At 62.6% G+C, this 11,235-nt stretch carries 13 protein-coding genes; 11 read left to right on the top strand and 2 right to left on the bottom strand.

Annotation, left to right across the window (positions count from 1 at the left end; genetic code table 11):
- Window positions 1-62: 62 nt before the first annotated feature.
- Genes BLQ09_RS08930 through BLQ09_RS08940 form a run of 3 tightly spaced genes read left to right on the top strand, consistent with a single transcriptional unit; the run spans window position 63 to window position 2,337 of the window.
- A complete protein-coding gene (locus BLQ09_RS08930) occupies window positions 63-1,379 on the top strand; it encodes a response regulator c-di-GMP phosphodiesterase, NosR family (protein WP_092356312.1) in 1,317 nt (438 codons plus the stop codon).
- A gap of 32 nt (window positions 1,380-1,411) precedes the next feature.
- Entirely contained in the window at window positions 1,412-1,825 is a 414-nt protein-coding gene (locus BLQ09_RS08935) for an NUDIX hydrolase (protein WP_027604619.1), read from the top strand.
- Window positions 1,826-1,830: 5 nt separating this feature from the next.
- Complete coding sequence (locus tag BLQ09_RS08940) at window positions 1,831-2,337, top strand: GNAT family N-acetyltransferase (RefSeq protein ID WP_027604618.1); 507 nt, start codon at window positions 1,831-1,833, stop codon at window positions 2,335-2,337.
- A gap of 24 nt (window positions 2,338-2,361) precedes the next feature.
- Here BLQ09_RS08940 and metR read toward each other — a convergent pair whose 3' ends face one another.
- The gene (gene metR / locus BLQ09_RS08945) at window positions 2,362-3,279 is read right to left on the bottom strand and encodes a transcriptional regulator MetR (protein WP_027604617.1); all 918 of its coding nucleotides are present in this window, start codon (window positions 3,277-3,279) and stop codon (window positions 2,362-2,364) included.
- A 182-nt stretch (window positions 3,280-3,461) separates the two neighbouring features.
- Here metR and BLQ09_RS08950 point away from each other — a divergent pair, with 182 nt between their 5' ends.
- From BLQ09_RS08950 to BLQ09_RS08970, 5 genes are all read left to right on the top strand, one after another.
- Window positions 3,462-4,481, top strand: coding sequence for an alpha/beta fold hydrolase (locus BLQ09_RS08950; RefSeq protein WP_027604616.1), 1,020 nt, complete (start codon window positions 3,462-3,464; stop codon window positions 4,479-4,481).
- Between the two features lie 55 nt (window positions 4,482-4,536).
- Window positions 4,537-5,190, top strand: coding sequence for a DsbA family oxidoreductase (locus tag BLQ09_RS08955; protein WP_027604615.1), 654 nt, complete (start codon window positions 4,537-4,539; stop codon window positions 5,188-5,190).
- Between the two features lie 188 nt (window positions 5,191-5,378).
- The gene (locus tag BLQ09_RS08960) at window positions 5,379-6,299 is read left to right on the top strand and encodes an arginase family protein (RefSeq protein WP_027604614.1); all 921 of its coding nucleotides are present in this window, start codon (window positions 5,379-5,381) and stop codon (window positions 6,297-6,299) included.
- Window positions 6,296-6,676, top strand: a complete 381-nt coding sequence (locus tag BLQ09_RS08965) for a DMT family transporter (RefSeq protein WP_027604613.1) — start codon at window positions 6,296-6,298, stop codon at window positions 6,674-6,676. The genes BLQ09_RS08960 and BLQ09_RS08965 overlap by 4 nt, the downstream gene beginning before the upstream one ends.
- A complete protein-coding gene (locus BLQ09_RS08970; RefSeq protein WP_027604612.1) occupies window positions 6,673-7,077 on the top strand; it encodes a DMT family transporter in 405 nt (134 codons plus the stop codon). The genes BLQ09_RS08965 and BLQ09_RS08970 overlap by 4 nt, the downstream gene beginning before the upstream one ends.
- A gap of 51 nt (window positions 7,078-7,128) precedes the next feature.
- Here the strand turns inward: BLQ09_RS08970 and BLQ09_RS08975 are convergent, their stop codons facing one another.
- Entirely contained in the window at window positions 7,129-7,899 is a 771-nt protein-coding gene (locus tag BLQ09_RS08975) for a MipA/OmpV family protein (protein WP_092356315.1), read from the bottom strand.
- Between the two features lie 226 nt (window positions 7,900-8,125).
- Between BLQ09_RS08975 and BLQ09_RS08980 the strand changes: the two genes are divergently transcribed.
- From BLQ09_RS08980 to BLQ09_RS08990, 3 genes are read left to right on the top strand one after another with little or no spacing between them, the layout of a single operon-like run.
- Window positions 8,126-8,830, top strand: a complete 705-nt coding sequence (locus tag BLQ09_RS08980) for an MtnX-like HAD-IB family phosphatase (RefSeq protein WP_027604610.1) — start codon at window positions 8,126-8,128, stop codon at window positions 8,828-8,830.
- The gene (locus BLQ09_RS08985) at window positions 8,823-10,217 is read left to right on the top strand and encodes an aspartate aminotransferase family protein (RefSeq protein ID WP_027604609.1); all 1,395 of its coding nucleotides are present in this window, start codon (window positions 8,823-8,825) and stop codon (window positions 10,215-10,217) included. The genes BLQ09_RS08980 and BLQ09_RS08985 overlap by 8 nt, the downstream gene beginning before the upstream one ends.
- Window positions 10,214-11,191, top strand: coding sequence for an alpha/beta hydrolase (locus BLQ09_RS08990; RefSeq protein WP_092356318.1), 978 nt, complete (start codon window positions 10,214-10,216; stop codon window positions 11,189-11,191). Before BLQ09_RS08985 ends, BLQ09_RS08990 begins: the two co-directional genes overlap by 4 nt.
- The last annotated feature ends 44 nt before the right edge of the window (window positions 11,192-11,235 follow it).

Below are 11,235 nucleotides of genomic sequence, written 5' to 3' on the forward strand. Positions count from 1 at the left end.
AGATGGCTTGGCACACGGTTTCAAATCAGCTCAATTCAGTTCAATGTGAAGGCGCAGCAGGCATGGATGAACAACTTGCGACGAAACCCACTATTTTGCTGGTCGACGATGAAGAGTCGATTCTCAACAGCTTGCGTCGCCTGTTGCGCGGCCAACCCTTTGATGTCGTGCTCGCGGGCAGCGGCGCCCAGGCCCTGGAGATCATGGCCGCCCAGCCCATCGACCTGGTGATGAGCGATGCGCGCATGCCCGGCATGGACGGCGCGCAGCTGCTGGCCGAGGTTCATCGCCTTTATCCCGCCACCAGTCGCATCCTGCTCACCGGCTACGCCGACCTGCCGACGATCATCAAGGCGATCAACGAAGGGGCGATCCACCGCTATATCGGCAAACCCTGGAACGACGACGAACTGAAGCTAATCCTGCAGCAGGCCCTGGAATTTCAGCGGCTGGAACGCCTGGCCCATCAGCAGAACGACCAGCTCAAGCTGTTGAACGCGACCCTGGAAAAGCGCGTGGCAGCACGCACCAGTGAGTTGCAACAGACCGCCGACATGCTCGACCTGGCCTACGACGAGCTCAAGCGCAGCTACGTGACCGGCACCGAAGTGTTTTCGTTGCTGGCCAACCTGCGCCTGCCCAAGAACAAACAGACCAACCGTGCACTGATCGAACTGGTGCGGGTGTACTGCACCGCCCAGTCCATAGACGAAGCCAGCGCCCGCGACATGGCCATGGCCGCCGCGCTGTACAACATCGGCAAGCTGAGCTGGAGCGACAGCATGTTGATCGAGCCCGCCGACAAGCTGCACAGTACCGATCGCGAGCGCTACCGTGGCTATCCGGCCCAGAGCGAATCACTGCTGATGACCCTGGAGCCGATGAAGGATGCGGCGCGGATCATCCGTCATCACCAGGAACGCTGGGACGGCAGTGGTTTTCCCGACCACCTCAAGGGCGATGCGATTCCGTTCGGTTCACGCCTGTTGAAACTGGCGGTGGACTTCATCGAGTTGCAGAAAGGCCTGATCCTTGAGCGGCACCTGAACAGCGATGAAGCGCTGTTGTATATCCGCAAGTATGCCGGGCGCCTCTACGATCCGGACCTGGTCGAGGACTTCATCCTGGCGTGCGCTGCGTTTCTCAGTGACGTGACCCTGGGCGATCCGACCGTCAAGGTGCTCACCACCCGTGAGCTGGAAGACGGCATGGTCCTGGCGCGTAACCTCAACGCCGATAACGGCATGTTGCTGCTCAATGCCGGCAAGGTGCTGAACCTGCCGCTGGTGGACAAGCTGATTGCGTTCGAGGCGATGGAAGGCGCCAAGTACAGCGTGTTCATCAAGGAGCCGGACGAGAGCGAAGGGGTGCTCCATTAATTTTCATTGTTTGAGTTCAAGGTTTTCAGTTCATGCCTAGCACTATCCGTATCGCCGCTGCCCTGCTGATCGGCAGCGACGGCCACACCTTGCTGGTGCGCAAGCGCGGCACCCAGGCCTTTATGCAACCCGGTGGCAAGATCGACGCCGGTGAGCAGCCCGTCGAGGCGCTGGCCCGCGAGCTGTACGAAGAGCTGAACCTGCGCATCGAGCCCGGCGACGCGGTCTACCTGGGTCACTTCTCGGCCCCCGCGGCCAACGAACCGGGGTTTACCGTGGACGCTGAATTGTTCCAGGTGCAGATCGATGTTCCGGTCAGCCCGGCCGCTGAAATCGAAGAGGTGCGCTGGATCGACCCGGCCGGTGATGGCGGCCTGGTGCTGGCGCCCTTGACCCGTGACCTGATCCTGCCGTTTTACCGCGCGTCACTGACCACGCCGGCCTGACGCGAATGAGCGTGCGTGCGCTGGGGGCCAGCGATGCCGAGGCTTATCGGGCGTTGATGCTGGAAGCTTACGGCGCCTATCCCCAGGCGTTCACTTCCAGTGTGGCCGAGCGTGGGGCGATGCCGTTGAGCTGGTGGGAAAAACGCCTGGAGAGTCCGCTGGATCGTTTGCTCGGCGCGTACGTCGGGGATGAGCTGGCCGGCATCGTCGGCCTGGCCTTCGAGCCTCGGGAGAAGGCGCGGCACAAAGTGACCCTGTTCGGCATGTACGTGACCCAGGCGCACCAGCACAAAGGCCTGGGCCGGCGATTGGTCGAGGCCGCGCTGGATGAAGCGCGCCAACATCCGCGCCTGAAAGTGATCCAACTGACCGTCACCGCCGGCAACGATGCAGCGTTTGCGCTGTACCGCCGCTGCGGGTTTATCCAGTACGGCCTGGAACCGTTGGCGGTGCGGGTGGGTGTGGACTACTTCGACAAAATCTACATGTGGCGCGAACTCAACTCTGGCTGAGAGCCAATGTGGGAGGGTGTTGTTTCAGCGCACCGCGCTCACGCCGTCCAGCGTTGAAAACGACGTGTCCTTGGCCGTCAGCAAAAAATCGCGCATATACGGTGCATCCAGCATATCCGCACGAATCCCCGCATACAGCGTCGCAAACAAGCCTTTCTCGCCCAGGCGCTTGGCCTTCACGTAGCCGCGCGAGCTGTATTCATGCAGGGCCCAATGGGGCATGCCGCACACGCCGCGACCGCTGGCGACCAGTTGCATCATCATCACCGTCAGTTCCGAAGTGCGCACCTGGGCCGGTTCCACGTCGGCCGGTTCCAGGAAGCGGGTGAAGATGTCCAGGCGGTCACGCTCCACCGGGTACGTGATCAGGGTTTCGCTCAGCAGGTCTTCGGGCACGATGTACGCCTTGTTCGCCAGCGCGTGCTGGTTGGCCACGGCGAGCATGGCTTCGTAGGTGAACAGCGGTACATAGGTGATGCCCGGCAGCTCCAGCGGGTCGGACGTCACCACCAGGTCCAGGTCGCCACGGGCCAGGGCTGGCAGCGGCGCGAACGCAAAGCCCGAGGCCAGATCCAGCTCGACTTCCGGCCACGCATCGCGGAACTGGTCGATGGTCGGCATCAGCCACTGGAAACAACTGTGGCACTCGATCGCCATGTGCAGGCGTCCGGCGGTGCCACCGGCCAGGCGCGCGATATCGCGCTCGGCACCGCGCAGCAGGGGCAGGGTGGCGTCGGCCAGTTGCAGCAGGCGCAGGCCGGCGCTGGTGAAACGCACGGGTTTGGTCTTGCGCACGAACAGCGGCATGCCCAGGCGCTCTTCCAGCTCCTTGAACTGGTGGGACAGCGCCGATTGCGTCAGGTGCAGGCGCTCGGCGGCCTCCACCAGGCTGTCGGCCTCGCGCAAGGCGTGCAGGGTCTTGAGGTGACGGATCTCGAGCACGGGCTCTCCATGAAGACAATTTGTGACGAAGCGGGATAGCGTGAGTTTGTCTCATGTTGCAAGCTGTGTCGACCACGACCGCCGGGCACTCTTCATCAAACTGTCATGGAACTGTGGCAGCGCCCTTGAACAAACTTCATCAGACTCGCGCTCTACTGGGGTTCTGCGTTTCGGTGTTTTTCATGCGCGTGTTGCTTTTACTGGCCGCTCTACTGTTCGGCCTGCCGTCTTTTGCGGCGTCTCGATGTGATGTCAATGTCCCGACCCAAACGGTCGACCTGGCCCAGGTGAGCATCGCCTACCAGAGTATCGGCCGTGCGTCCGACCCGGCCTTGCTGCTGGTGATGGGCCTGGGCGGGCAACTGATCCACTGGCCCGACGAAGTCGTCGTTGCCCTGTGCCAGCAGGGTTTCCGGGTGATCCGCTATGACAACCGCGATGTCGGCCTCTCCACCTGGCGCCAGGCGCCGGCGAGCGCCAACCTGACCTTTGAAGTGCTGCGCTACAAGCTCGGCCTGCCGGTATCGGCGCCGTACACGCTGACGGATATGGCCGATGACGCCCTGGGCCTGATGGACGCCTTGCAGATCCAACAGTTCCACGTACTGGGCGCAAGCATGGGCGGCATGATCGCCCAGCACCTGGCGGCGATGGCGCCGCAGCGCGTGGAAAGCCTGACCCTGGTCATGACCAGCTCCGGCGCCGAAGGCTTGCCGGCCCCGAATGCGGCGCTGGTGCAGTTATTGTCGCGACGCAGTGCGCCGAATCGTGAAGTGGCGCTGGAGCAGCAGGCGGATTTGCTCGCGGCGCTGGGCAGCCCGACGGTGAAGGACGATCGCCAGGTGTTGCTGCACCAGGCGGCGCTGTCCTATGACCGCGCCTTCAACCCGGACGGCGTGAAGCGCCAGATCATGGCGATCCTCGCCGAACCCAGCCGTGTGCCGCTGCTCAACCAGCTGCGCGTGCCGACACTGGTGGTCCACGGCACCGCCGACCCTTTGCTGCCGGTGATGCACGGCGTGCACCTGGCGGCGCATATCCAGGGCAGCCAGTTGAAGTTGATTCCCGGCATGGCCCATCGTTTCCAGGAAGCGTTCAAGGTGCCGCTGCTGACGGCGGTGCTGCCGTACCTGCAGGCTCATCGTGAAGATGCCGCGCATTGGGCGCAGATCGATCCGGTCGGGCCTTCGAAGCTGCTGTGACATTGGTGTATCGTGCACCCTTTACGGCGTATTGAAGCCTGCGAGGTTGCCTGTCATGAGTACTCCCCTGAAAATCGATTTCGTCAGCGACGTGTCCTGCCCCTGGTGCATCATCGGCCTGCGCGGCCTGACCGAAGCCCTCGACCAGCTTGGCAGCGAGGTGCAGGCCGAGATCCATTTCCAGCCGTTCGAACTGAACCCGAACATGCCCGCCGAAGGGCAAAATATCGTCGAGCATATCACCGAGAAATACGGCTCCAGCGCCGAAGAGTCCCAGGCCAATCGTGCGCGTATCCGCGACATGGGCGCCGAGCTGGGCTTTGCCTTCCGCACCGACGGCCAGAGCCGTATCTACAACACCTTCGACGCACACCGCCTGCTGCATTGGGCCGGGCTCGAGGGCTTGCAGTACAACCTCAAGGAGGCGTTGTTCAAGGCCTACTTCAGCGATGGCCAGGACCCTTCCGATCACGCCACCCTGGCGATCATCGCCGAAAGCGTCGGCCTGGATATAAAGCGCGCCGCCGAGATTCTCGCCAGCGATGAATACGCCGCCGAAGTCCGCGAGCAAGAGCAGTTGTGGACCTCCCGTGGGGTGACGTCGGTGCCGACCATCGTGTTCAACGACCAGTACGCCGTCAGCGGTGGCCAGCCGGCGGAAGCCTTTGTGGGGGCGATTCGCCAGATCATCAGCGAAGCTAAAAACTAAAATCGAACACTGATCCAAATGTGGGAGGGGGCTTGCCCCCGATAGCGGTGGCACATTCAACATCTTTGTTGACTGACACTCTGCTATCGGGAGCAAGCCCCCTCTCACATTTGTTTCTCACTGTCCTTGAGGTAAACGCTGGCCCGCCCCTTGCATCGCCCCCCTAAAGCCATAGGGGAAACATGACCTTGAATATTCTCGACCTCGACCACAGCCTCACCGGTCAGGCACCGATTGCCCGGCGTCTGGCCAGTGGCCGTGCCACGCGTATCGACCTGCTGGACCTGGGCCCGAAGCTGCGCCTGTGGTCCACCGAAAAAACCTGGAAGCGCTTCGCCGAGCGCCTGGCCCGGCGGCCCCGGCCCACGGATGCGCGCCCGGAAATCCTGTTCGTCGGCTCCGGCGATTATCACCACCTGACGCCGGCGTTTCTGGCCGACCTGAAAGAACCCATCAGCCTGATCCACTTCGACAACCACCCAGACTGGGTGCGCTTTGCGCCCAAGCGTCACTGTGGCTCGTGGGTCAACCGCGCATTGAACATGCCGGCGATCAAACGCATCGTCACCCTCGGCCCGTGCAGCGATGACCTGCATAACCCGCAACTGCGTGGCGGCAACCTCGGAGCCCTCAAGCGCGGGCGCCTGCAACTGTTCCCCTGGCAGCACCCGCCGTCGAAAGTCTGGGGCCGGGTCGGCGATGGCGCCGGCCACCAGCAGCAGGAAAACCACCTGCACTGGCGCAACCTGGCGGAGCTGGACTGGCCGGCGTTTCTCGAGCAGATGATCGGCAGCCTGCCCACCGAAGCGATCTGGATCACCATCGACAAAGACGTGCTCGCCAGTGAAGACGCCGCCACCAACTGGGACCAGGGCGGCATGCGCCTGACCCACCTGCTGCAAGCCCTGCGCGCATTGGCGGCGCGCAAGCGCATCATCGGCATCGACGTGTGCGGCGAGTTCGCCACGCCGGCGTTCAGCAACGCGTTCAAGCGTTGGGAAGCCAAGTCCGACCAGCCGCCCGCGGAGCGCTGGAGCCCGGAGGATCTGCAGCGCAACGCCGCCACCAATGAAGCCCTGATCGACCTGTTTGAGGAGCTGTTCCCGTGACCTTGACTGTGGTGTTGCTCGTGGCCTTTTCCATCGTGCTCGATGTGATCGGTCAACTGTGTTTCAAGCTCGGCCTGGACCGTTTGCCGGAGCTGGAGGGCGGCTTTCGCCTGAATGCGTTCTGGGGCCAGGTGTTCAATGCGCCGTTGCTGTGGGCGGGGATCGCGGCCTATGTGATCGAGTTTTTCGTGTGGCTTGAAGCGCTGTCTCGTGCGCCGTTGAGCCTGTTATTCCCAGCGGCGGCCCTGGCCTATTGCGGGGTGGTGCTGGCCGGCAAGGTGGTACTGGGCGAAACCGTCAGCCGCCGCCGTTGGCTGGGCACGCTGGTGATTACCTTGGGTGTGATGCTGGTAGCGATTGCTGGGAGTCAGGCATGAGTACGCAAACGATGCATACCGGTTGGTTGCATGGGCGCCTCGGCACGGTGGTGCTGTGGGCCTTGCTGATCTGCACCGAGAGTGCCGGGCAGCTGTTTACCAAGGTTGCAGGGGACCAGCTGGGGCAGATGGATTTCAACTGGCAGTGGTTGTCCGAGGTGGCGCGCAACCCGGGAATCCTGGCGGCGATTGCCTGCTACATCGGCGCGTTTTTCGTGTGGATGCTGATCCTGCGGCGCAGCAGCCTGTCCCTGGCGTTTCCACTGAGTTCACTGGTGTTTGTGGTGGTGTTGCTCGGTTCGTGGCTGGGGCTGGGGGAACATATCAGCCCGCTGCATTGGGTGGGCGTTGCGGTGATTATCGGCGGAATCGCGCTGTTGGCCGAGGGCGAGGAAAACTGAAACACGGACCCATGTGGGAGGGGGCTTGCTCCCACATGTTGTCCGAAGTGATCAATCGAACCTGTAGCTGATCGCCGTCTGCACCTGGCCCTGGTTCACGTCGCCCGTCTCCTTGACGATGCTGCTGTTGGCCGCCGAGCCCACCAGGTGGATCCAGCTGGCGCTGGTCAGCAGCGACCAGTGGGAGGCCAGGGGGAACTCGAAGCTCTGGGTCAGCGTGAGGTTCTGGAAACCGCCGCTGGCGTTGTAGGGGCGAATGCCGGAGGCCGCGGATTCATTGGCGTCTACCCCGAAATAGGTTTGAGTCTGGCGCGCATCGGCGAAATTCGCCGCCAGGCCGCTGCTGCCGATAATCCCGCCTCCCAGTGGGTAGCCCAGCTCGCCGCCGACCTTGCCCAGCGCACCGCTCTGCGAGTGCCCGCCGCCCACGGCCTGGCCCATCCGGGCGTACACGCGCCAGAAGTCGGCCGGCGCGTATTGGATGAAACCGCCCACTTCCGCCATGTCCGACACATTGCGCAGGCCTTGCAGCTCGCCGTTGGAAGTACGCCCCTGCAGGTAGTTGATGTAGGGGCCGGCGGTAAAACCGTTGGTGTTCAGGGCGCTCCAGGTCAGGCCGTCATCGGTGCTCAGGCTGACAGGGCCCCAGTCCAGGTCCAGGTAGGGCACGGGGCGGGTTTCGTAGCGGCTGCCGGTGGGGTCGTGGGGTTGATAACTGAGGCCCGCGCCGACTTCACCGGTGATCGGGGATGCCAGGGCGGGGTCGGCAATGCCCCACAGCCCCAGTAAACCGGCGAATACAGCGCAAGTGAGTTTGAGCATGGAGCAGGTTCCTTATGTGGACATGCGCGCATGAACGCGCGAAGGGCATCCCTTGCGCAAGCACTCATCTTGTTTGTAGCGAGCTACAAAAATTGTAGCTTGCACGACACATATCTCCACCGCTAACGCCAGAACCCCCAGCCCGGCTGGGCTTCAGCCAGTTGGCACACTCCCTGCTCTACCCCTTGGGCAAGCGCACACAGCGCGCTCCTCAAGGTAAACGCAGATGATCCACTGGCATATCGTGTGTGACTTCGACGGGACCATTACCCCCACCGATGTCATCGACAACGTCCTCCAACGCTTCGCCGGCCCCGAGTGGGAAACCATCGAACAGGAATGGCTGGATGGGCATATCGGTTCCCGCGAATGCCTGAGCCGTCAACTGGCGCTGATCAAGGCCACCCCAAGTGAACTGCTGGCGTATTTCGACAGTGTCGAGATCGACCCGGATTTTCCCGACTTCGTCGATCACGTGCTTGGCCTGGGCGCTTCCCTCGAAGTGGTCAGCGACGGCATCGAACAGGGGATTGCGCGGATCCTGTCGCGCAACTACGTGACCTTGCTGCCGATCCTTGCCAACCGCCTGCGCCAGGTCGACCAGAACAGCTGGCGCATCGACTTCCCGTATGCCAGCGATGCCTGCCGCGCCGCGTCCGGCAACTGCAAGTGCAAATCCACCCCGCGCAACAAGCGCGTGCTGGTGATCGGCGACGGCAAGTCGGACATGTGCGTGGCCTCCACCGCCGACTTCGTGTTCGCCAAAGGCAGCCTCGCCCAGTACTGCGCAGCCAACAACATCCCTCACGCGCGCTTCGACACCTTCGCCGAAGTGCCTGCGTTGCTGGCCCGCCTGCCTCAGGGCATCGCTGCCAACGCCACCACCTTCAATACCTCTTCTGACAATCAGGAACTCTTCCACCATGTCTGATATCCGCATCGCTACCGCCGAAGACCAGATCCTTCTGGATAAAGAAGCCAAGTATTGCTCCTACGGCGACACCGTTCACTACATCGAGCCACCGCGTATTTTCAGCCGTTGCGAAGGCTCCTACGTGTGGGACACCGAAGACCAGGCCTACCTCGACCTGCAAATGTGGTACTCGGCCGTCAACTTCGGCTACGCCAACCCGCGCCTGAACAACGCGCTGAAACAGCAGATCGACACCCTGCCGCAAATCGCCAGCCAGTACCTGCACAAAGGCAAGATCGAGCTGTCGGAAATGATCGCGGTGGACGCCAAGAAGAAATTCGGCCTCGACGGTCGCGTGCACTTCAACGTCGGCGGCTCGCAGTCGATCGAAGACTCCCTGAAAGTGGTGCGTAACGCCACCAACGGCAAAAGCCTGATGTTCGCCTTCGAAGGCGGCTATCACGGCCGGACCCTCGGCGCCTCGTCGATCACCTCCAGCTACCGCTACCGTCGCCGCTACGGCCACTTCGGCGAGCGTGCGCAGTTCATCCCGTTCCCGTACCACTTCCGCGGGCCTAAAGGCATGACCAAGGAAGAGTACGGCAGCCACTGCGTGCAGCAATTCGCACGCCTGTTCGAGACCGAATACAACGGCGTGTGGGACCCGAAAGTCGGCCAGAGTGAATACGCCGCGTTCTACGTCGAGCCGATCCAGGGCACCGGTGGCTACGTGATCCCGCCGATGAACTTCTATCGCGAACTCAAGCATGTGTTGGATCAGCACGGCATCCTGATGGTGTCCGACGAAATCCAGATGGGCTTCTACCGCACCGGCAAACTCTGGTCCATCGAACACTTTGACGTCCAACCGGACGTGATCGTCTTCGGCAAGGCGCTGACCAACGGCCTCAACCCACTGGGCGGTATCTGGGCCCGTGAAGAGTTGATCAACCCGAAGATCTTCCCGCCAGGTTCGACCCACTCCACGTTCGCCTCCAACCCATTGGGCACGGCGGTGGGCCTGGAAATGTTCAAGATGACCAACGAAGTCGACTACGGCGCGATGGTCATGGCCAAGGGCAAATTCTTCCTCGAAGGCCTGCAGGACCTGCAGAAACGTTTCCCGATCATCGGCGACGTCGACGGCCTGGGCCTGGCCCTGCGCTGCGAAATCTGCGGCCCGGACGGCTTCACGCCGGACAAGGCGACCCTGGACTACATGGTCGAAGAAGGCATGAAAGGCGACATGGTCGTCGATGGCCGCAAACTCGGCCTGATCCTCGACGTGGGCGGCTACTACAAAAACGTGATCACCCTGGCACCGTCCCTGGAAATCAGCTACCCGGAAATCGAACTGGGCCTGAAGCTGCTCGAGCAACTGCTGGTACGGGCGACCCAACGGTGAGCGCCGCCGGGATCGACCTCGGTGAAGGCCGCGCCGGTTTCGTTCTCGGTGAAGGTCCGGTCGGGATCCTGTTGATCCACGGCCTGACCGGCACCCCGACGGAACTGCGCCAGGTCGCCAAGGGCCTGGCCAAGGCGGGTAACTGCACGGTGTACGTGCCCACCCTGGCCGGGCACTGTGGTGACAACAGCGACCTGCAGGCCACCGGCTGGCTGGACTGGTACGAGGGCGTGCGCAAGACCTTCGTGCAGGTCAGGCAACGCCACGAGCAGGTGTTTGTCGGTGGCTTGTCCATGGGCGCGGTGATGTCGATGTACGTGGCTGCCGAGCACCCTGGGCAAGTTGCCGGGCTGTTGATGTATTCGACCACCCTCAAGTACGACGGCTGGAGCATCAACAAGCTGGCATTCCTCACGCCGTTGCTGATGAAGATTCCGTTCGGCGTGCACATCTGCCGCTTCGAAGAGAAGCCGCCCTACGGCATCAAGAACGAACGCCTGCGGGCAATCGTCGAGCGGCAGATGAAGGAAGGGCAGAGCAGCGAAGCCGGTTTGCTGACCATGGAAGGCATCACGGTGCGCGAATTGCACCGCATGAACGCCGTGGTCAGGAAACGCATGCCCAAGGTCAAGGTGCCGGCCCTGGTGCTGCATTCCCTCGAAGACGACATCACCAGCCGCTGGAACGCCGATTACGTGGAGCGTCACCTGGGCGGCCCGGTGACCAAGATCCTGCTGGACAACTGCTACCACATGATCACCGTCGACCTGCAATACCGCCGGGTCATCGAGTTGAGTGCTGACTTTGTCGAACGGCACACCGCGTTTGTGGACGCCGGCTTACTTTGTGGTGAGCGGGCTTGTTGTGTTGAGCTGGCTTGCTGTTGTGGTGAGCGGGCTTGTTGTGGTGAGCGGGCTTGCCCCGCGCCGGGCGGCGAAGCCGCCCCATCACTGACACTGCATGCGTCCAGTTAGAACTGAGGTGCCTGGGTTTGGGGCTGCTTCGCCGCCCAGCGCGG

This window comes from Pseudomonas sp. NFACC25, from assembly GCF_900100935.1.
Taxonomy (GTDB): domain Bacteria; phylum Pseudomonadota; class Gammaproteobacteria; order Pseudomonadales; family Pseudomonadaceae; genus Aquipseudomonas; species Aquipseudomonas marginalis.

Excerpts from the sequence above, each read along its gene's own strand:
- BLQ09_RS08970 (WP_027604612.1), top strand. The coding sequence starts at position 6,673 with ATGAGTACGCAAACGATGCATACCGGTTGGTTGCATGGGCGCCTCGGC.
- BLQ09_RS08950 (WP_027604616.1), top strand. The coding sequence starts at position 3,462 with ATGCGCGTGTTGCTTTTACTGGCCGCTCTACTGTTCGGCCTGCCGTCT.
- BLQ09_RS08935 (WP_027604619.1), top strand. The coding sequence starts at position 1,412 with ATGCCTAGCACTATCCGTATCGCCGCTGCCCTGCTGATCGGCAGCGAC.
- BLQ09_RS08975 (WP_092356315.1), bottom strand. The coding sequence starts at position 7,899 with ATGCTCAAACTCACTTGCGCTGTATTCGCCGGTTTACTGGGGCTGTGG.
- BLQ09_RS08955 (WP_027604615.1), top strand. The coding sequence starts at position 4,537 with ATGAGTACTCCCCTGAAAATCGATTTCGTCAGCGACGTGTCCTGCCCC.
- BLQ09_RS08985 (WP_027604609.1), top strand. The coding sequence starts at position 8,823 with ATGTCTGATATCCGCATCGCTACCGCCGAAGACCAGATCCTTCTGGAT.
- BLQ09_RS08930 (WP_092356312.1), top strand. The coding sequence starts at position 63 with ATGGATGAACAACTTGCGACGAAACCCACTATTTTGCTGGTCGACGAT.
- BLQ09_RS08940 (WP_027604618.1), top strand. The coding sequence starts at position 1,831 with ATGAGCGTGCGTGCGCTGGGGGCCAGCGATGCCGAGGCTTATCGGGCG.
- BLQ09_RS08980 (WP_027604610.1), top strand. The coding sequence starts at position 8,126 with ATGATCCACTGGCATATCGTGTGTGACTTCGACGGGACCATTACCCCC.